General features: G+C 71.0%; 15 protein-coding genes. 8 read left to right on the top strand and 7 right to left on the bottom strand.

Translation table 11 applies throughout. The features are described 5' to 3' along the window. Nucleotide 1: 1 nt before the first annotated feature. From I3F54_RS14880 to I3F54_RS14865, 4 genes are all read left to right on the top strand, one after another. Entirely contained in the window at nucleotides 2-844 is an 843-nt protein-coding gene (locus tag I3F54_RS14880) for a M24 family metallopeptidase (protein WP_240119219.1), read from the top strand. Beyond that, complete coding sequence (locus I3F54_RS14875; RefSeq protein WP_240119218.1) at nucleotides 841-2,595, top strand: SDR family oxidoreductase; 1,755 nt, start codon at nucleotides 841-843, stop codon at nucleotides 2,593-2,595. Before I3F54_RS14880 ends, I3F54_RS14875 begins: the two co-directional genes overlap by 4 nt. A gap of 184 nt (nucleotides 2,596-2,779) precedes the next feature. Continuing rightward, nucleotides 2,780-3,328, top strand: a complete 549-nt coding sequence (locus I3F54_RS14870; protein ID WP_240119217.1) for an RNA 2'-phosphotransferase — start codon at nucleotides 2,780-2,782, stop codon at nucleotides 3,326-3,328. 221 nt (nucleotides 3,329-3,549) lie between these two features. After that, complete coding sequence (locus tag I3F54_RS14865; RefSeq protein ID WP_240119216.1) at nucleotides 3,550-3,996, top strand: hypothetical protein; 447 nt, start codon at nucleotides 3,550-3,552, stop codon at nucleotides 3,994-3,996. 270 nt (nucleotides 3,997-4,266) lie between these two features. On the opposite strand, the gene I3F54_RS14860 is transcribed toward I3F54_RS14865, so the two are convergent. Together I3F54_RS14860 and I3F54_RS14855 are read right to left on the bottom strand one after the other, a co-directional pair. Beyond that, nucleotides 4,267-4,932 carry an MBL fold metallo-hydrolase gene (locus tag I3F54_RS14860; protein WP_240119260.1) on the bottom strand — a complete coding sequence of 222 codons (666 nt, stop codon included), beginning with the start codon at nucleotides 4,930-4,932 and terminating at the stop codon, nucleotides 4,267-4,269. 5 nt (nucleotides 4,933-4,937) lie between these two features. After that, entirely contained in the window at nucleotides 4,938-6,647 is a 1,710-nt protein-coding gene (locus I3F54_RS14855) for an FAD-dependent monooxygenase (protein ID WP_275676185.1), read from the bottom strand. 28 nt (nucleotides 6,648-6,675) lie between these two features. Here I3F54_RS14855 and I3F54_RS14850 point away from each other — a divergent pair, with 28 nt between their 5' ends. From I3F54_RS14850 to I3F54_RS14840, 3 genes are all read left to right on the top strand, one after another. Continuing rightward, complete coding sequence (locus tag I3F54_RS14850; RefSeq protein WP_240119214.1) at nucleotides 6,676-7,284, top strand: TetR/AcrR family transcriptional regulator; 609 nt, start codon at nucleotides 6,676-6,678, stop codon at nucleotides 7,282-7,284. Between the two features lie 135 nt (nucleotides 7,285-7,419). Continuing rightward, the gene (locus I3F54_RS14845; protein ID WP_240119213.1) at nucleotides 7,420-8,313 is read left to right on the top strand and encodes an LLM class flavin-dependent oxidoreductase; all 894 of its coding nucleotides are present in this window, start codon (nucleotides 7,420-7,422) and stop codon (nucleotides 8,311-8,313) included. A gap of 40 nt (nucleotides 8,314-8,353) precedes the next feature. Then, on the top strand, nucleotides 8,354-9,241 hold the full coding sequence (locus I3F54_RS14840) for an HAD hydrolase family protein (protein WP_240119212.1): 888 nt from the start codon (nucleotides 8,354-8,356) through the stop codon (nucleotides 9,239-9,241). Here the strand turns inward: I3F54_RS14840 and I3F54_RS14835 are convergent, their stop codons facing one another. The 5 genes from I3F54_RS14835 to hisC all read right to left on the bottom strand — a co-directional run bounded on the left by I3F54_RS14835 (nucleotide 9,242) and on the right by hisC (nucleotide 18,514). Then, a complete protein-coding gene (locus I3F54_RS14835; protein ID WP_240119211.1) occupies nucleotides 9,242-10,291 on the bottom strand; it encodes a M23 family metallopeptidase in 1,050 nt (349 codons plus the stop codon). 240 nt (nucleotides 10,292-10,531) lie between these two features. Further along, nucleotides 10,532-14,227, bottom strand: a complete 3,696-nt coding sequence (cydD, locus tag I3F54_RS14830) for a thiol reductant ABC exporter subunit CydD (protein WP_240119210.1) — start codon at nucleotides 14,225-14,227, stop codon at nucleotides 10,532-10,534. 60 nt (nucleotides 14,228-14,287) lie between these two features. Further along, nucleotides 14,288-15,292, bottom strand: a complete 1,005-nt coding sequence (cydB, locus tag I3F54_RS14825; protein ID WP_240119209.1) for a cytochrome d ubiquinol oxidase subunit II — start codon at nucleotides 15,290-15,292, stop codon at nucleotides 14,288-14,290. 20 nt (nucleotides 15,293-15,312) lie between these two features. After that, nucleotides 15,313-16,821, bottom strand: coding sequence for a cytochrome ubiquinol oxidase subunit I (locus I3F54_RS14820; protein ID WP_240119208.1), 1,509 nt, complete (start codon nucleotides 16,819-16,821; stop codon nucleotides 15,313-15,315). A 613-nt stretch (nucleotides 16,822-17,434) separates the two neighbouring features. After that, the gene (hisC, locus tag I3F54_RS14815; protein WP_240119207.1) at nucleotides 17,435-18,514 is read right to left on the bottom strand and encodes a histidinol-phosphate transaminase; all 1,080 of its coding nucleotides are present in this window, start codon (nucleotides 18,512-18,514) and stop codon (nucleotides 17,435-17,437) included. A gap of 429 nt (nucleotides 18,515-18,943) precedes the next feature. On the opposite strand from hisC, the gene I3F54_RS14810 reads away from it, so the two are divergent. Then, complete coding sequence (locus tag I3F54_RS14810; RefSeq protein ID WP_240119206.1) at nucleotides 18,944-20,056, top strand: LacI family DNA-binding transcriptional regulator; 1,113 nt, start codon at nucleotides 18,944-18,946, stop codon at nucleotides 20,054-20,056. Nucleotides 20,057-20,430: the final 374 nt, after the last annotated feature.

Below are 20,430 nucleotides of genomic sequence, written 5' to 3'. Positions count from 1 at the left end.
CATGACGACGGCAGTGACCCGCGAAGTCTCCGCCGAGCTGTGGGGATTCAGGCGGGTGCAACGCCTGGCGTACGAGTGCGCCGAGGCGGTGGCGGCCCGGCTGCAACCGGGTGTGACCGAGCGTGAGGCAGCCCGCATGCAGCGCGCGTGGCTGCGTGAGCGAGGTGTCGCGGACTGGTTCCACATGCCGTTCGCCTGGTTCGGGGACCGGACGGCGTTCGTGAACTTCCGGGTGCCGCTGCAGTTCTTCCCCACCGACCGCCGCCTGGAGCCGGGGATGCCGTTCATCCTGGACATGGCCCCGGTGTTCGAGGGATACACCGCGGACATCGGCTACTCGGGCTCGCTCGGCCCCCACCCGGTGCAGCACCGGCTGATGGCCGACCTGGAGGCGCACCGCGCGCTGATCCTCGACGAGGTGCGCGAGCGGCGGTCCCTGCGTGAGATCTACGAGGACGTGGACCGCCTCATGGTCCGCCAGGGCTACGCCAACCGGCACCGCGCCTACCCGTTCGGGGTGATCGCGCACAAGGTCGACCGGGTGCGCCCGCGCCGGTTCTCGCCACGGCTCTTCGGCTTCGGCACACAGGCCCTGAAGGGGCTGGCGAGCGACGCGCTGCACGGCCACCGCGAGGGCTGGTCGCCGCTGTGGTCGCCGTACCGGTTCTCCGACCACCCGCCGCGGCCGGGCCTGTGGGCGGTCGAACCGCATCTCGGCTTCCGCGGCACCGGCGCGAAGTTCGAGGAGATCCTGGTCGTCACCGACTCGCGGGATCCCGGGGAGAGCGCCTTCTGGCTGGACGACGATCTGCCGCACGTGCGGCGCTGGGCGGAGGACAAGTGACGCTGACGGACGCGCGCGAGCGCCGGGTACGAGCCGGTGGGGTCGACCTGTGCGTCGCCGAACTGGGCGACCCCGGGCGGCCGACGGTGGTGTTGGTACACGGCTATCCGGACAGCAAGGAGGTGTGGTCCGAGGTCGCGTCCCGGCTGGCCGACCGCTTCCACGTCGTCCTGTACGACGTCCGCGGCCACGGTCGTTCCTCCGCGCCCCGGCCGCTGCGCGGCGGTTTCACGCTGGAGAAGCTCACCGACGACTTCCTCGCCGTCGCGAACGCGGTCAGCCCCGGGCGGCCCGTCCATCTCGTCGGCCACGACTGGGGCTCGGTGCAGGGCTGGGAGTTCGTGACGGTCCGGCGCACACAGGGCAGGATCGCCTCCTTCACCTCCATGTCGGGTCCCTCGCTGGACCACTTCGGCCACTGGATCGGCAGGCGGGTCAAGCGGCCCACCCCGCGCCGCGTCGGCCAACTCCTGGGCCAGGGCGCCAGGTCGTGGTACGTGTACCTGCTGCACGCACCCCGGCTGCCCGAACTCGCCTGGCGGGGCCCGCTCGGCAGGCGCTGGCCGCGTGTGCTGGAACGGCTGGAGAAGGTTCCCCGCGGCGAGTACCCGACCTCCTCGCTCCCCGACGACGCCGCGCACGGCGCCTGGTTGTACCGCGACAACGTACGGGCCCGGCTGAGCAGGCCGCGCACCGACGCCTACGCACACGCCCCGGTACAGCTCGTCACACCCGAGGGCGACGCGTATCTGTCGCAGCGCCTCTACGACGAACTGGGCACCTGGGCCCCGCGGTTGACCCGCCGTGTCCTGCCGGCCGGGCACTGGGTCCCGCGCACCCGGCCGGACCAGATCAGCGCCTGGATCGAGGAGTTCGTCACGTCCGTCGAGGACGGCCGTGACGAACGTCCCGCCACCGGACGGCACTCGGACCGCTTCGGGGGGCAACTCGTGCTGGTCACCGGTGCGGGCAGCGGCATCGGGCGGGCCACGGCGTTCGCGTTCGCCGAGGCCGGCGCCCGTGTGGTCGCCGTCGACCGCGATGCCGAAAGCGCGGCACGGACAGCCGAGTTGGCCCGGCTCGTCGGCGCACCCGAGGCCTGGGCGGAGACCGCCGACGTCTCCGACGAGCAGGCCATGGAGAAGCTGGCCGAGAAGGTCCACACCGAACTCGGCGTCGTGGACGTGCTGGTGAACAACGCGGGCATCGGCCTGTCCGGCGGATTCTTCGACACGACGTCCGACGACTGGCGCAAGGTCCTGGACGTCAACCTGTGGGGAGTCATCCACGGCTGCCGCCTCTTCGGACAGCGGATGAGCGAGCGCGGCCAGGGCGGCCATATCGTCAACATCGCTTCCGCGGCGGCCTATCAGCCGTCCCGCGCCTTGCCCGCCTACAGCACCTCGAAAGCCGCCGTGCTGATGCTCTCCGCATGCCTGCGGGCCGAACTGGCCGGTCAGGGCATAGGGGTTACGGCCATCTGCCCGGGCCTGGTCAACACGAACATCACCGCGACGACGCGTTTCACCGGCGTCGACGCGGAGGAGGAGGCCCGTCGGCAGAAGCGCACCGCCCGCCTCTACGGGCGGCGCAACTACCCACCGGAGAAGGTGGCTGACGCCGTTCTGCGCGCCGTGGCCCGCGACGAGGCAGTGGTGCCGGTGACACCGGAGGCGCGCGGTGCGCACCTGCTGTCCCGTTTTGCCCCAGGGGCGTTGAGAGCGCTGGCCCGGATGAAGCCTCCTGTGTGAGGTAGTTGGCACGCTGGTGCCCAAAGAGCCTCGGGGTGGCAGCAGTTGAGTAAACCCACTGTGCAGAGCCTACGTTGTCCACAGAAGCGCCAACTGGCTTGTGTATAAACGTAGTTACTTGTGGATCAAACCTCGGAGCTTTATCAACATGCGTGATTCTCGTCTCATCGCTCATGCTGGGGAGATGGACGACAGACGCATGGTGAGGGTGTCGAAGTACCTCTCGACGCACCTGCGGCATCGACCGGAACGCATCGGGCTCACGCTCGACGAGGGTGGCTGGACCGAGATCGACACACTGATCTCGGCAGCTGCCGCGCACGGGTTCCGGTTCACCCGCGAAGAACTCGACCACGTGGTGACCGCCAACGACAAGAAACGGTTCGCGATCGAGGGCACCCGCATCCGCGCCAGCCAGGGCCACAGCATCGACGTCGATCTGGGCCTGCCCCCCGCGGCCCCTCCGGCATACCTCTTCCACGGGACGGTGGCCCGCCATCTGGACGCGATCCGCGCCGAGGGGCTGCGACCGATGAACCGGCACGACGTGCACCTCTCCGCCGACCGCGAGACCGCCTCCCGGGTCGGCGCCCGCCGCGGGCGGCCCGTCGTGCTGGCGGTCGACGCGGGCGCCATGCACCGCGACGGCCACGTCTTTCACGTGAGCGCCAACGGAGTGTGGCTGACGGAGGCAGTTCCGGCACGGTACCTGCGGTTCACGGAGCCGCGGTGAGCCGGGGGCCGTGGACCGACAGGGGCCGATGGAGACCGGCGGGACCGGTGGCCGGGGTGGACCGGAGCGGGTGATGACCGGATGGACCGGCACAAGACCGGTAGCCGGGGCGGACCGGCAGGGCCGGGGGCGACGGAGTGGGCCGGACGAAGGGTGAGGTGCGGCAACTCGGGTTGGGCCGGGGCGATGTGTGCTGGTCCGGATGCGGCAGGATCAGCGGTATGGATCATCTGCCCAGCACCGAAGCCGCCGTGACCGCCCTGCGCGCCCTCGCTGCCGAGTACGGGCGTGAGATACGCGTCACCCACGACATCGGTGCCGACCAGACCTCCCGCCGCACGGCCGCAGGAGTGTGCGCCGTCAGCGACCCCGACGGCTCCTTGCCGCACGAGGCCTACGCAGAGTTCGGCGGTGTGCCCCGGGTGAACGTACGGCTCTACCCCGAGGACGACGCGCTGATCGAGGTCGAGGGCATCGCGTGCCCGGACATCGCACGCGACGAGGTGCCGGCCTTTCTCCGGTCCGTCTTCGACGGCATCGCCCATGTCCGGGCCCGCCGCTTCCCGCCCGGCTACTTCCTGGTCGTGCCGATGCCGGGAGACCGCACGCACAAGGAGTACATGCCGTCGCTCCAGCTCACCCCCTGGCTGAGCAGCCGCGCACGGTGACTGTTTCACGTGAAACCCTTCCGGGCTCATACGGCTCGGCCCTTGCTCCTGCGTCCGGGCACCGTGACCCTTCCCTGCCGCCGCTGGCACGAGGGCGGCGCCTTCGGCCCGGACGCAGGCCAGGCGCCTCGGCTCCCACACCGCCCACAGACCACCTGTCCTGGCGCAGCTCTCGGGACGGCCCCTGACTCGGGTCCGTCCCGACACGGGCGGCGGCTGCGTCCGTGACCGAGACGAGCCGCCCCGCAGGCGGCCCGTCTCACCTCGCCTTCACCGTCGCGCCAGCCTCCGTGCCGAAGCGGCTGAGGCGGGGCGGCCGTGTCCGAACAGGAGGCGGTTCGGGCCGTGTTCCAGGACGGCGCGCACGCTCGCGGTCACTTGCCCGGCGTCCTGGGCGAGGAAGGGCATGCCGGGGCGGTCGCGCCGCAGCATGCCACCGGCCAGGAGGTCACCGAGGAGCGCGCTGCCGTCGGGGCGGTGCAGCAGGGTGACGGATCCGGGTGTGTGGCCGGGGGTGTGCAGCACCGTCAGTGGTGGTCCGTAGGTGTCCAGGGCGGCACCGTCCTCGAGTACGAGATCCGGGGTGAACGCGGGGAACGCGGGGTTCAGGGTGCGGCGCAGTATCCGGCCGAACAGACGCTGGGGTTCGTAGAGCCGGCTGGTTCCGGTGGTGGCCCAGTCCACTTCGGCCGCGTGCACCGCGACCGGCGCCCTGAGCTGCCGGCTCAGCTCGGCGGCGCCGCCGGCGTGATCGGGGTGGCAATGGGTCAGAACGATCAGTGATATCCCGTCGGGGTCGACTCCGACCCTGCCGAGGCGGCGGAGCAGCGTGCGCGTGGAGCCGGCCGGTCCGGCGTCCACGAGCACTGTGCCGCGCTCCGCGACGACGGCGTGAGCGGTGGACTGCCTCAGGTGGATGCTGACGATGCCGTTCATGTACTTCACGCCTTCTCCGCTGTGGCGCCCGAGAACGGGAGAGCGGGGGCCGTGTGGATCGAGCCGAGGCATTCCTCGATGCGGGCGGCGTCCGGGCGGCCGACGTAGGCCAGGTGCTGGTCCGGGCGGACGAGGTAGGCCATGGTCCCCGGTCCGTACAGCCGCGCGGCCTGGCGGCCCCGGTCGAGTATCGCGGGGACCGCGTCGGCCGCGCCCCTCCGGACGGCCGCGCCCCACCGGGTGGTCAGTACCGTCCCGGCGAGCGCGCCGTGCCAACGCCGGCACAGCGCGGCGAGCGAAGCGTCCAGTGGGTCGGTGTCCGCCGTGGTGGTGAGCAGCAGGGTGCACGCGTCGGGCGCCAGCAGGTCGTGCAGACGCACGGAGCGGTTGGTGAGGCCGTCGAAGAGCAGGGGATCGGGGAGCCGGTCACCGGCTGCCAGGGAGCTTCCGCGACCGGGGATGTGCGGTGTGCGGCGGTAGCTCTGGCCGAGTTGGGAGAACCGGCGGGCGAGGCCGCGCTGTGCCAGAGGGGTGTGCTGCAGCAGGGTCATCACGGCGTCGCGCAGGTGACGGCGTGGATCGTCACGCAGCAGCATGGCCGTGGCGCCACGGTGGGTGAACGTCACCACGGCCCGGGCGATCCGGTGCCGCTCGGGCTGGTAGGTGTCCAGCAGCGAGCGGGGAGACAGGCCGGTGACGACCGAGGCGAGTTTCCAGCCCAGGTTCATGGCGTCCCCGACGCCGAGGTTCAGGCCCTGTCCGCCGAAGGGCGTGTGGACGTGGGCGGCGTCCCCGGCCAGGAACACCCGGCCGCTGCGGTAGCGGACGGCCTGCTTGTGGGCGAGACGGAAGGTCCAGAACTCGTCGACCGACCGGACGGTGCCGGTGACGGCGGTTCGGCGCAGGGCCTGCTGCGCATCGGCCAGGCTGGGCTCGACCAGGGTGCCGTCGGCGGCGCGGTTCTGGGTGTAGGCGAGCCGGTAGCGCCGCTCGCCGGGCAGCGGGAACACCCCGCAGATACCGTCCGCGTCGGCGGAGAAGGTCATTTCGTTGCGGGGCAGGGGCCAGTCGACCACCGCGTCGCACAGCACCCAGTCGTCGGCGTACGCCTCGCCGGCGAAGGCGATGCCGAGTTGCTCACGGACCGTGCTGTGGGCGCCGTCACAGCCGATCAGCCAGTCCGCCTCGATGGTGTCGGTCCGGCCCTCAGGGGTGGTGACCGTGACGGTCACCGCGTCGGCGTTCTGCTCGACACGGGTACAGGCGGTGTTGCGCTCGACCACGATGCCCGCGTCGGCGAGGTGGTCGATGAGGATGTGTTCGGTGCGGGCCTGCGGGATGTCCGTCATGTGCGGATAGGCCGTGTCGCGCAGGGTGCGGAAGTCCACCGCGACCCGATCGCGATGGCCCGTACGCAACTGGAGGATGTCGACCCGCTGCCCCTCGGCCAGGACACGGTCGGCCACTCCCAGGGTTCGCAGGTGTTCCAGGGTCCGGGCGTGCAGGGCTGCCGACTTGGTGGCCTCCAGCACTCCGGCGTGTTTGTCGATGACGCGCGCCGTCACCCCGAAGCGGTTCAGCTGGGCGGCGAGGGCGAGTCCGGTCGGGCCCGCCCCGACGATCAGTACCTGGGTGCGCTGCATCACACCTCCTAAAAAAAGGGGAGCGTTCGCTCTCTTTGGTTCGAGGGTGTCTGCCAGGCAGGATGTTGTCAAGAATGAGCGCTCGCTTTACTGTGGAGGCGTGCCACGAGTCAGCGCCGCATACCGCGCAGCCCGCCGCGACCACATCCTCGCGGCGGCCTCCACATGTTTCGCCCGCGACGGGTTCCACCGCGCAACCATCCAGGACGTCATCGACGAGGCGGGCATGTCCCCCGGCGCGGTCTACCGGTACTTCCGCACCAAGGACGAGATCATCGCCGCGATCTCGCTGGACGCGACCGCCATGGTGGAGACAGCCGTACGCGATGCGCTGCGCACCCGTCAGCCGCTCCCGGCGCTCTTCGCCCGCCTGCCGCGGACGCTCGCCGCACTCGACCACGCCGACGACCGGTTCCGACTGGCGGTCCAGGCATGGGGCGAAGCGCTGCGCAACCCCACGCTGGCCGCCGCGATGCAGCACGGCCTGAGGGGAGTACACGACGCGTTGCGCGAGCGCATCGCCCAGGGGCAGGCGGAGGGCGAGGTGGCTGCTGCCGTCCACCCCGCAGCGGCAGCCGGCGTCCTGCTGTCCCTGCTCCAGGGATTCATCCTGCAGACCGCCTGGCAGTCGGAGCTGTCCGCCGACGTCTACGGTGACGCGGCGTCCGCCGTCATCGCCGGGCAGCTCTCCGCCGGGCCCGCCGACTGACCGCGCCCGGCGGTACGACGCGCTCGTGCCGCCACGGCCGCGAGGAGACCCCGGCGTCCGCGGGGGCGTGTCCGGGCGGCCTTCCGGCACCTCGCGCAACGGGGGCGCCCTGCATCCCGCGTATCGTCTGGAGACATGCGTCTGAGCACCGTGATTCTCCCCATCCACCGATGGGACGAAGGGCAGAAGATCTGGCAGTGGGCCGAGGACCTCGGCTTCCATGCCGCCTACACGTACGACCACCTGTCGTGGCGGACCTTCCGGGACGGGCCGTGGTTCGGGGCGGTTCCGACCCTGACGGCGGCCGCCTCCGTAACGCAGCGTATGCGTCTGGGTACGCTCGTGACCTCACCGAACTTCCGGCACCCGGTGACCCTCGCCAAGGAACTGATCTCCCTGGACGACATCTCCGGCGGCCGGGTCACCCTCGGCGTCGGCGCGGGTGGCACCGGCTTCGACGCCACCGCGCTCGGCCAGGAGCCGTGGACGCCGCGCGAGCGCGCCGACCGCCTCGCCGAGTTCGTGCCGCTGCTGGACCGCCTGCTGACCGAGGACGCCGTCTCCTACGTGGGCGACTTCTACTCGGCGCACGAGGCACGCAACATCCCCGGCTGCGTGCAGCGCCCCCGGCTGCCCTTCGCGGTGGCCGCCACCGGTCCACGCGGGATGCAACTCGCCGCCCGGCACGGTCAGGCGTGGGTGACCACCGGCGACCCCAGGCTCTACGAGAACGGCACCCCCGACCAGTCCGTCGCGGCCCTGCGCGGACAGTTGGAGAAGCTCGCCGACGCGTGCGCGGCGATCGGCCGGGATGTGAGCGACCTCGACAGGGTTCTGCTCACCGGGTTCACCCCGGACCGAGGCCGGCCGCTCGCGTCCCTCGCCGCGTTCGTGGACTTCGCGGGACGCCACCGTGAGCTCGGCTTCACCGACATCGTCATCCACTGGCCCATCCCCGACTCCGACTTCGCGGCCGACCAGAAGGTCTTCGAGCAGATCGCGACGGAGGCGCCGGCCCAGGTGGGGTAATCCCTCAGATGTGCGGACTCCCGCACGATCGTGCGGGCATATGCGGGACAATGAGCGCGTGACCTCAGCGACTCGACAGCCCGAGACCCCGGCGTCCACTGTTCCTCCACGGCTGATCGCCACCGACCTCGACGGCACCCTGCTGCGCGACGACAAGTCGGTGTCCCCGCGCACGGTCGCCGCTCTGGCCGCCGCCGAGGAGGCCGGCATCGAGGTCTTCTTCGTCACCGGCCGCCCGGCTCGCTGGATGGACGTCGTCAGCGAGCACGTCCACGGTCACGGCCTGGCGATCTGCGGCAACGGTGCCGCCGTGGTCGACCTCCACGGCGGTCCCGGCACCCACCGGTTCGTGAAGGTGCGGGAGCTGGCCCGCGGGAACGCCCTGGGCGCCGTACGGCTGTTGCGCGACGCGGCACCGGGCACGGTGTACGCGATCGAGCAGACGTACGGCTTCAACCAGGAGCCGGACTACCCCAAGCTGCACATGGAGATCCCGGACATCCTGCTGTCCGCCGAGGAACTGCTCGACCCGAGCGGCCCCCTTGCCGACGAGCCGGTGCTGAAGATCCTCGCCTTCCACCCCACGCTCGATCCCGACGCCTTCCTCACCCTGGCCCGTTACGCCCTCGGCGACCGCGTCAACGTCACCCGCTCCAGCCCCAGCGCCCTGCTGGAGATCAGCGGTCCCGACGTCTCCAAGGCCAGCACCCTCGCCCTGTGCTGCGCCGAGCGCGGCGTCTCGCACGAGGAGGTCGTCGCCTTCGGGGACATGCCCAACGACGTGGAGATGCTGACCTGGGCGGGCCGCTCCTACGCCATGGGCAACGCGCACCCGGAGGTGGTGTCCGCGGCCTCGGGGCGGACGGTCGCCAACAACGACGACGGCGTGGCGGTCGTGATCGAGGAGCTGCTGGGGCGACTGCCGTAGTCAGCCCACCGGAACACCCCGTTCGGCCAGCCAGGGCACCGGGTCCAGCGACGAGCCGGGCTCCGGGGTGACACGCACCTCGAAGTGCAGGTGCGGTCCGGTGGAGTTGCCGCTGGTTCCCGACTGGCCGATCCACTGCCCGGCGACCACCCGCTGCCCCTGGTCGACGGCGACGGCGGCCAGATGGGCGTACTGGGTGTAGTAGCCGCCGGCGTGCTGGAGCACGACCTCGATGCCGAAGGCGCCGCCACAGGAGACCTTCACCACGCGGCCCGCCCCGGCCGCCCTTACCGGTGTGCCGATCGGCACCGCGAAGTCCTGCCCGGTGTGCCGGTTCACCCACCGGGCACCGCCGCTGCCGAACCCTGCCGACAGCCGGTACGTCGCCACGGGCGCCACCCACGCGGGCGTGCCCTCGATCGGCGGCTGATCCAGCCGTACGGCACCCCGGCAGCTGCCCGCCGCGACAGCGGCATCGGCCTGGTCCTGCAACTGCCATCGCGCCTGTTCCAGCTTGTCGTCGATCTCCTCCCTCAACGCGGCGAGTTCGGCGTTCCGCTTCTCCAGCGTCCGCCAGGCCGTCCGGGCCTTCGCCTCGTCGGCGGCCAGCCGCGCCTCGGCCCGGCGCCGCTTTCCGATGGCGTTGTCGACGATGAGGTTGGCACGGGAGAACGCCTGCTGATGGCGCATCACCTGATCCGGGGAGCCCGCGAGAAGGATCTGCGCGGTCAGCGGCAGGCCGCCCCCGTTGCGGTACTGGGCCCGCGCGATCCGGCCCAGGTCCTTGCGCAGCGCGTCCATCTCCAGCCGTTCGCGTTCCAGGAGTTCCTCGTAGTGCTGGGCCTGCGCCCGCTGTGCCTCGGCAGCGTGCCGACCGGCCTCGTACCGCTGCGTCGCCTCGAACGCCTCCCGGTACAGGTGCGCCACCCGCGCGCTGACGCCGGAACCGTCCCCGGGGTCACCGGCGCCCGTCGTGGGGCGCGCCGCGAGGACCGCGATCGCGCACAGCAGCACCGGAACGAGCAGAGGGCGGCGTCGAAATGAGCGCATATCAGCGATCGTGACCCGGTCCTCGGCCCCGGTCCTGTTCGAGTCGTACGCCCGGGGGACGCGGCACCTCGTATGGCCCAAGGCCGGGCGCTCGCGCCGCTTCGGCCAGATCCGGCGCGCCCGCGGTGTGCGGCAGGTCCTGACCGCCCGAAGGGTTCCGCCCGTCCGACGGGGGCCGCTGCCCTGCAGCCTTGGGCGGCGGAAGCCGTGCCGGAGCGGGCCGGGCGGGACGCTCGGCGCCTACACCGGCGAAGGATGCGGTGCCCTCATGGGCGAGGGGGCGGCCTCTCCCGTGCCCGCCGCCGACAGTTCCTCGGTCGCGGCCTCGCGTGCGGCCATCCGCCGCAACGGCCCGTCCACGGCGACCAGCTCGGCGTAGGGGCCGCGCTGCACCACCCGTCCCCTGTCCAGGACGAGCACCTCGTCCACGGCTTCCAGGCCCGCCAGCCGGTGCGTGATGAGCAGGGTCGTACGTCCCTCGGTGGCGGCCAGCAGATCCGCGGTGAGCGCGTCGGCCGTCGGCAGGTCGAGGTGCTCGGCGGGCTCGTCGAGCAGCAGGACGGGAAAGTCGGCGAGCAGCGCCCGGGCCAGCGCCAGCCGCTGCCGCTGCCCGCCCGACAGCCGGGCGCCGTGCTCGCCGACCAGCGTGTCGAGCCCGTCCGGCAGGCTGTCGGCCCACGGGAGCAGCCGGGCCCGCTCCAGCGCGCCGCGCAGGTCCTCCTCCGAGGCGCCCTTCCTGGCGAGCAGCAGGTTCTCGCGCACCGAGCTGTCGAAGAGGTGCGCGTCCTGCGCGCACAGCCCCACCAGCCGCCGTACGGCGTCGCCGTCGAGGGCGGTCGCGTCCACCCCGCCCAGCGTGAAGGTGCCGGCATCGGTGTCCAGGAAGCGCAGCAGCACCTGCGCGAGCGTCGTCTTGCCGGACCCGGAGGGGCCGACCACGGCGATCCTGCGACCCCGCGCCAGCGTCAGGTCGCAACCGGCGAGCGCGTCGCGGCCCTGCCCGGCATGGCGGGCGGTCACTCCCTTGAGGACGACCGGGAACGGCACCGCGGGTGCGGGCAGGGGCTGCTCCGGTTCCCGCACCGGTTCGGGGGAGTCCAGCACGTCGTACACCCGTTCCGCGCTCTTGCGCACCCGCTGCCGGTGCTGCACGGCGAGCGGCAGCCCGAGCACGGCCTCGAAGGCGGCCAGAGGAGTGAGGACCACAACGGCCAGGGCCACGCCGTCCAGACGTCCGTCGGCGACCGCCCACGCCCCGGCCAGGGCGGCGCCCGTCACGGTCAGGCCGGAGACCAGAGCGGTGAGGCCGTCACCGAGCGCGGTGGCGGCGGCGGCCCGCGAGGCGATCCGGGTCAGCACTCCGTCGGCGCGCCGCGCCTCGGCCACCCGCCCCGGCAGGGCTCCTGCCACGGTCAGTTCCGCGGTGCCGGTGAGCAGATCGGTGACCCGGACGGCGAGCTGTCCGCGGGCCGGGGCGAGCCGGCGTTCCGCGCGCCGTGCCACCACCGCCGTGACCGCCGGAACACCGGCACCGGCCGCCAGCAGCCCGACCGCCAGGACGGCTCCCGCCTGCGGCAGCAGCCAGGCGGTGAAACCGACGGAAGCGGCGGAGACGACCACGGCGGCTCCGGCGGGCAGCAGCCAGCGCAGCCAGTAGTCCTGGAGGGCGTCCACATCGTCCACCAGACGTGACAGCAGATCGCCGCGGCGAACGCCGCGCAGCCCGGCGGGCGCCAGCCGCTCCAGCCGCCGGTAGACCGCGACCCTGGTGTCGGCGAGCATCCGCAGCACGGCGTCGTGCGAGACGAGCCGCTCGGCGTACCGGAAGACGGCCCGACCGATCCCGAAGGCCCGTGTCGCCGTCACGGCGAGCATCAGGTACAGCACCGGGGGCTGCTGCGATGCCCGCGAGATCAGCCAGCCGGACGTGGCCATGAGGCCGACGGCGCTGCCCAGGGCCAGACTGCCCAGCAGCAGGGCCAGCCCGAACCGGCCCCTGCGCGGGCCGGACAGGGCCCGGACACGGGCGAGCGTGCCGCTCGTCCCGGCCAGGTGCGCGTCCGCGGACGCGACGAGGCCCTGGGGCGCCGTGGGGGCGGCGGCGTCCGCGGTCGCGGGAGCGGCGTCGAGGACTCGGGGTGCGGTGGGCTCTCCAGGTGCCGCGAAGCCGTCGCCGGCGTCCGACGCGGTGGTGATCGGCTCGTCGGACACCGGGAGGCCCGTGTCGGCACCATGGCAGTCCGGTGTCCGCGGGACCGTTGCCGCCGGAACCGGGGCGAGAGCGGGTTCGGCGGATGCGCGGGGGCGGACCTCCGGCAGCCGCACCACCCGGTCCGCCACCGCGAGCAGCGCCGGCCGGTGCACCACCAGCAGGACCGTGCGGCCGACGGCCAGCCGCCGCACCGCCTCGACGACCTCCGCCTCGGTCTCGCCGTCCAGAGCGGCGGTGGGCTCGTCGAGCAGGAGCACCGGCCGGTCCGCGAGGAACGCACGGGCCAACGCGAGCCGCTGCCTCTGGCCGGCGGAGAGCCCGGCCCCGTCCTCGCCGAGCCTGGTCCGCGTGCCGGCGGGCAGCGCGTCGACGAACTCCAGCGCCCCGGCGTCCGCGAGCGCCTGCCGCACGGCGGTGTCATCGGCGTCGGGGCGGGCCAGCCGCACGTTCTCGGCGATGGTCCCGGCGTACAGGTGGGGACGCTGGGGCACCCAGGCGATCCGCGAGCGCCACTGGGCCAGATCGACGTCGGCCAGATCGGCTCCCCCGACCCGGATCCGTCCCGCGGACGGTCGTACGAAGCCCAGCAGCGCGTGCAGCAGCGTGGACTTGCCGGCTCCGCTGGGCCCGACGATCGCCACCGTCTCCCCCGGGGCGACGGAGAAGGACATCCGCGTCACGGCGTCCTCGGACCGCTGCGGGTAGCGGACCGTCACCTTCTCGATGTCGATACCGTCCCCCGGCACGGCGCCCGTGCCCGACTCCGGCAGGGGCGTCTCCAGCACGGCGAAGATCTCCTCCGCTGCGGACAGCCCCTCGGCCGCCGCGTGGTACTGCGCCCCGACCTGGCGCAGCGGGAGATATGCCTCGGGCGCCAGCACCAGAATGACCAGACCGGTGTAGAGGTCCATCTCGCCGTGCACGAGCCGCATGCCGATGGTCACCGCGACCAGGGCCACGGAGAGCGTGGAGAGCAGTTCCAGCGCGAAGGAGGACAGGAAGGCGATCCGCAGGGTACGCAGCGTCGCCTGCCGGTACGCGCCGGTGATGCGCCGGATCGACTCGGCCTGCGCCTTGGCACGCCCGAACACCTTCAACGTGGGGAGCCCGGCCACCACGTCGAGGAAGTGGCCCGAGAGCCGGGACAGCAGTCGCCATTGCCGGTCCATCCGGGACTGCGTGGCCCAGCCGATCAGCATCATGAAGATCGGGATCAGGGGAAGGGTGCCGACGATGATGGCGGCCGAGACCCAGTCCTCGGTGACGATGCGGGCCAGCACCGCCACCGGCACCACCACGGCGAGGCCCAACTGCGGCAGATAGCGGGAGAAGTAGTCGTCCAGCGCGTCGATGCCGCGCGTGGCGAGGGTGACCAGCGATCCGGTCCGCTGCCCGCTCAGCCAGCCCGGGCCGAGCCGGGATGCCCGCTCCAGCAGGCGTCCGCGCAGTTCCGACTTCACCGCGGCACTGGCCCGGTGGGCGGCCAGCTCGGTGAGCCAGGCGACCAGGGCCCGGCCACAGGCGACGGCGACCAGAAGCAGCAAGGGGGTACGGAGGGCGGAAACCGACAGTCCGTGCTGGAAGGCGCCCACCACGACCTCGGCGATGAGCATCGCCTGGGCGACGACGAGACCGGCGCCGAGCGCTCCCAGTCCGACGACTGCCGTCAGGAAGGCACGGGTGGCGCGGGCGTGACGGAGAAGACGCGGATCGATCGGTTTCACGTGAAACGTGCCCTTCAGTCCAGAGGGGTGCGTTTCATGTGAAACACACCCCGATCGGACTCAGTGTGCGGCCTCGGCGATGTGCTGGGTGCCGATCCGCTTGCGGAACACCCAGTAGGTCCAGCCCTGGTAGAGCAGGACGATCGGCGTGGCGATCCCTGCACACCACGTCATGATCTTCAGGGTGTACGGGCTGGACGAGGCGTTGGTCACCGTGAGACTCCAGTCCGCGTTCAGCGTCGACGGCATGACGTTCGGGAAGAGCGTCAGGAACAGCATGGCCACAGCGGCCACGATGGTCACGCCGGAGAGGGCGAACGACCACCCCTCGCGGCCTGCCTGGTTGGCTGCCAGCGCCGCGACCAGGGCGACGACGGCCACGACGAGGGCGACCAGGCTCTGGGCGTCACCGCTGTCGATCTGGGTCCAGACCAGGAACAGCAGCGCCAGCACGGCGGTGGCCAGGCCGACCTTGAGCGCCAGCCGCCGTGCCCGCTCCCGGATGTCACCGACGGTCTTGAGCGCCGTGAACACCGCGCCGTGGAAGGTGAACAGGGTCAGTGTCACCAGTCCGCCGAGGAGCGCGTAGGGGTTGAGCAGGTCCCAGAAGTTCCCGACGTACTCCAGGTTCTGGTCGATCTTCACGCCCCGCACGATGTTGCCGAAGGCCACGCCCCACAGGAAGGCGGGGAGGAGCGAGGACCAGAAGATCGCCGTCTCCCAGTTGCGCTGCCAGTTCTCCTCCGGCCGCTTCGCCCGGTACTCGAAGGCGACGCCACGCACGATCAGGCAGATCAGGATGATCAGCAGTGGAAGGTAGAAGCCGGAGAAGAGCGTGGCGTACCACTCGGGGAAGGCGGCGAAGGTCGCGCCGCCCGCGGTGAGCAGCCACACCTCGTTGCCGTCCCAGACCGGGCCGATGGTGTTGATCAGGACACGCCGCTCGGGACGGTCCCGGGCGAGCAGCCGGGTGAGGATGCCGACCCCGAAGTCGAACCCCTCCAGGAAGAAGTAGCCGATCCACAGGACGGCGATCAGGACGAACCAGACGTCGTGCAGTTCCATGACTGTGCAGCTCCCTCGGCCTAGTACGAGAAGGCCATCGGCTTGTCGGCGTCACGGGAGTCGCCGCCGATCTTCGTGGGCGGGTTCAGGTCGGATTCGGTCAGCTCGGGCGGACCGGCCTTGACGTACTTGACCAGAAGCTTGACCTCGACGACCGCGAGAGCGGCGTACAGCGCGGTGAAGACGATCATCGAGGTGAGGACCTCGCCCTGGGAGACTCCGGGTGAGACCGCGTTGCGGGTCTGCAGCACGCCGTAGACGACCCACGGCTGCCGGCCCATCTCGGTGAAGATCCAGCCCCAGGAGTTGGCGATCAGGGGGAAGGCCAGGGTCCAGATGGCGATGCGCCAGTACCAGGTGGTGAGCTCCGGGCCGAGGGCCTTGTTCTTGAACAGCACCAGGTGCGGCACCTCGTCCTCGCCGACGCGCAGGTGCTGCGGCAGCATGAACCTCTTGCGGGTCAGCCACAGCCCGGCGATACCGATGGCGAAGGAGGCCATGCCGAAACCGATCATCCAGCGGAATCCCCAGAACGTCACGGGGATGTTGGGCCGGTAGTCGCCGGGGCCGAACTTCTCCTGTTCCGCCTTGTTCACGTCGTTGATGCCGGGGACGTACGAGCTGAAGTCGTCGTTGGCGAGGAAGGACAACAGGCCGGGGATCTCTATGGCGACGGTGTTGTGGCCCTTCTCCACGTCACCGTAGGCGAAGATCGAGAACGGGGCGGAGTCCTGACCGTCCCACAGCGCCTCGGCGGCGGCCATCTTCATCGGCTGCTGCTTGAACATGACCTTGCCGAGGACGTCACCGCTGACCGCGGTCAGCAGGCCGGCGACGATGACGGTGATCAGCCCCAGCCGCAGCGAGGTCTTCATCGCGCTGACGTGCTTCTTGCGGGCCAGGTGGTAGGCGGCGATGCCGACCATGAAGGCGCCGCCGGTCAGGAAGGCCGCGGTGAGGGTGTGGAACACCTGACTGAGGGCGGTGTTCTGGGTGAGGACGGCCCAGAAGTCGGTGAGTTCGGCGCGCCCCTTCTCCTCGTTGATCCGGTAGCCGACCGGGTGCTGCATCCAGGAGTTGGCCGCGAGGATGAAGTAGGCCGACAGGATCGTGCCGACCGAGACCATCCAGATACAGGCCAGGTGGATCTTCTTGGGCAGCTTGTCCCAACCGAAGATCCACAGGCCGATGAAGGTGGACTCGAAGAAGAAGGCGATAAGGGCTTCGAAGGCGAGCGGAGCCCCGAAGATGTCACCGACGAAGCGGGAGTAGTCCGACCAGTTCATGCCGAACTGGAACTCCTGCACGATGCCGGTGACGACACCCATTGCGATATTGATCAAGAAAAGCTTGCCCCAGAACTTGGTGGCCCTGAGGTACTTCTCCTTCTCCGTGCGCACCCAGGCGGTCTGCAATCCGGCCGTGAGGGCGGCCAGGGAGATCGTCAGGGGGACGAAGAGGAAGTGGTAGACGGTGGTGATGCCGAACTGCCAGCGTGCCAGTGTCTCCGGCGCCAAAGCCAGGTCCACGTTGTCAGCCTCCTTACATCGCCGCGGTACAGCGGCAGTTTGCCCCGTATGTCACACACATGGCGGGAGCAGCGGGACACGCTTGTGAACGCGTTCACATTCACAAGCCTATTATGGCCGACTGATTTTCGACGGTCTCCAGGGGTCCCCCTTGACTACCCGGTCGACCTCTTGGCAGAAGCTTCAACTTCTGCATGCGGATCTTCCGGGCCCGCGCGGCACCTCACCGCACCGCTCGACGACAGCCGACCGCCCGGACCTGGCCAAGACACCGCCGCTGACACCCACCGCCTGCACCCGGCGCGAGGAGATCTACGTCGACACCGGCGTCTTCGTTTCACGTGAAACGAACGCCTGGCACGTCGTGGCACCGAACAGGGTGGCCTTTGGGACAAACTGCGACGCCCTCGGGCCCCCTACGGGCCCGCGTCGGGCTCACGGGGCGACGGATGCTGCCCCACAGGCCCTTGCAACGTCCTCGGCACACTGGATGGAGGCCCCGCACCTCGGTGCCGGTGCGCGACGGCGTCCCCGTACGTGTGGACCCGTACACGACGGACGGGCCCCACCCCCGAGGAGTGGAGCCCGTCGCCAGCGGCCGGTGAGGACCGCGCTACATCTGCTTGCGGAAGCCCTCCGCAGCCTTGAGGAAGATGTCGTTCGCCTCGCACTCCCCGACCGTCACGCGCACGCCCTCGCCGGCGAACGGCCGGACGACGACCCCGGCCTGCTCACACGTCTGAGCGAAGGGAACCGTGGCCTCTCCCAGCCGCAGCCACACGAAGTTGGCCTGTGTGTCAGGCACGGTCCAGCCCTGCGCGCGCAGGGCGTCGACCACGCGCGTGCGCTCGCACACCAGGGAGCCGACCCGCCCGAGCAGCTCGTCCTCCGCGCGCAGCGAGGCGACCGCCGCCTCCTGCGCCAGCTGGCTCACGCCGAAGGGCACCGCCGTCTTGCGCAGCGCCGCCGCCACCGGCTCATGGGCGATGGCGAAGCCGACCCGCAGGCCCGCCAAACCGTACGCCTTGGAGAACGTACGCAGCACGCAGACGTTCGGCCGGTCCCGGTACAGCTCCACGCCGTCGGGCACCTCGGGGTCCCGGATGAACTCGCGGTACGCCTCGTCCAGCACGACCAGTACATCGCCGGGCACCCGGTTGAGGAAGCGCTCCAGCTCCGCCCGCTTCACCACGGTGCCGGTGGGGTTGTTGGGGTTGCAGACGAAGATCAGCCGCGTCCGGTCGGTGATGGCGTCCGCCATCGCCTCCAGGTCGTGCACGTCTCCGCTCGTCAACGGCACCTGCACCGACCGCGCACCGCTGATCTGCGTGATGATCGGGTATGCCTCGAACGACCGCCAGGCGTACATGACCTCGTCGCCGGGGCCGGACGTTGCCTGGATCAGCTGTTGGGCGACACCGACCGAGCCGGTGCCGGTGGACAGGTGGGAGAGCGGCACGCCGAAGCGTTCCGACAGCTCGTTCATCAGCCCCGTGCACCCCATGTCGGGGTAGCGGTTGAACGACGAGGCCGCCGCCGTCACGCTCTCCATCACCCCGGGCAGTGGCGGATAGGGGTTCTCGTTCGAGGACAGCTTGTATGCCACCGGGCCGCCGGCCGCGGCCGGTTTGCCCGGCTTGTAGGTGGGGATCCCCGCCAGCTCGGCGCGCAGCTTCGGGCTCGTCTCACTCACCGCAGTCCTCCTAGCGACCCCCGGCGACCCGTCACTGCCGCCGGCATCCAATACTGCTTACCTTATGAGGATTCGGCCCGCCTGCGAACAGGTGCGAGGCAAACCCCTCTCACCTCATGTACATCACGAGCATCACCGCATGAACGCGTACGAGGGCGTGCCCATCGGGGGGCGCGCCACACATATATCTATGCGCCGGTAGCTCACGCCGTGGCGCGCATCCCTCGTGCAGGTGAGTTGAGACCTCTTCGCAACATCGCAGACTTGGCAGGCTCATGCGCGTCAAGAGGACATGTCCGCACCCAGGAAGGGTTAACTACCTTTATTTCAAAGGGTTCTGACGGACCATAACCTTGCAGAAACGTACCTGTCGGCGAGTGCATATGCGTCCGCCCTACCCCACCGCATGAGCCCTACTATCGGCTCGCCATGACAGCAGCAGGGAAGCACCAGGTGAGCCGGGCGGAAACCTCACGCCGAGGCAGCCGGCCGGGCAGAGCGGGCATCAGGGACGTGGCCGCCGCCGCCGGAGTCTCCATCACAACAGTCTCCGATGCCCTGAACGGCAAGGGCCGGCTCCCCGACGCCACCCGACGCCACGTCCGCGAGGTCGCCGACCGGCTGGGCTACCGTCCCTCGGCCGCCGCCCGCACCCTCCGTACCGGCAAGTCGGGCCTCATCGGACTGACCGTGACGACATACGGGGATGAACCTTTCACCTTCACCGAATTCGCGTACTTCGCCGAAATGGCACGTGCCGCCACCTCGGCCGCGCTCGCCCGCGGCTACGCCCTCGTGATCCTGCCCGCCACCTCCCGTCACGATGTGTGGTCGAACGTCGCACTCGACGGCACCGTCGTCATCGACCCCTCCGACCACGACCCGGTCGTCAGCGAACTGGTCCGCCAAGGTCTGCCGGTCGTCTCCGACGGACGCCCCGCCGGCGCGCTCCCGGTCACCGCCTGGGTCGACAACGACCACGAGGCAGCCGTCCTCGGCATCCTCGACCACCTGGCCGATGCCGGCGCCCGCCGCATCGGCCTGCTGACCGGGACCACGACGGACACCTACACCCACTTGTCGACCACCGCCTACCTGCGCTGGTGCGAGCGCGTCGGCCAGGACCCGGTGTACGAGGCCTACCCGGCGCACGACCCCTGCGCGGGCGCCGTCGCCGCCGACCGACTGCTCGCCCGGCCCGACCGGCCCGACGCCGTCTACGGCCTGTTCGACCCCAACGGCACCGACCTGCTCTCCGCCGCCCGCCGCTACGGACTGCGCGTGCCCGAGGACCTGCTGCTGGTCTGCTGCAGCGAGTCCGCCGTGTACGCCAACACCGAGCCGCCCATCACGACGCTGTCGCTGAAGCCGCGGCGCATCGGCACGGCCGTGGTCCAACTGCTCATCGACGCCATCGAGGGCCTGGAGTCGGACCAGCCGGTCGAGCAGGTGATACCGACGGAGCTGATCATCCGCACCTCGTCCCAGCGCCGCCCGCCCCGCACGACGGTCAGCCCGCCCCGTACCCCCGAGAAGGGGTAGGCCCGCTGCCCCAGGGGGCGGGGCGCACGGCAGGAGACGGTCCCGGCCGGGCCGCGTGGACCGAGCGGCAGGGCCGGGACGACCCGGAACGGCGCCGCCGGAACACTCCGGTCACCGTCCCTGCCCGGGGCCGGCCCGGGCAGGGACGTCCGGCCTGATCCGGCCACCGTCCGGACGGGCCTTCCGGGCCGCGGGCCGGTTCCGGCGGCCGTCGTGTCGGGCCCGGGTGCGGCATCCCGTCCTCACCGGCGGGGAAAGCCCTTCCCAAACGGGGCGAAAGCCGCGATGAACTGGAGTCTTGCTCCGATTCACCACCCCTGGGTCATCACACGGCACGATCCGCATTCCTATGATGGGCCCACGACACCGCGGGC

Origin of the sequence: Streptomyces sp. MUM 2J (assembly GCF_022414535.1) — a bacterium.
Lineage (GTDB): Bacteria > Actinomycetota > Actinomycetes > Streptomycetales > Streptomycetaceae > Streptomyces.
This window is presented reverse-complemented; position numbering and strand designations above follow the sequence as displayed.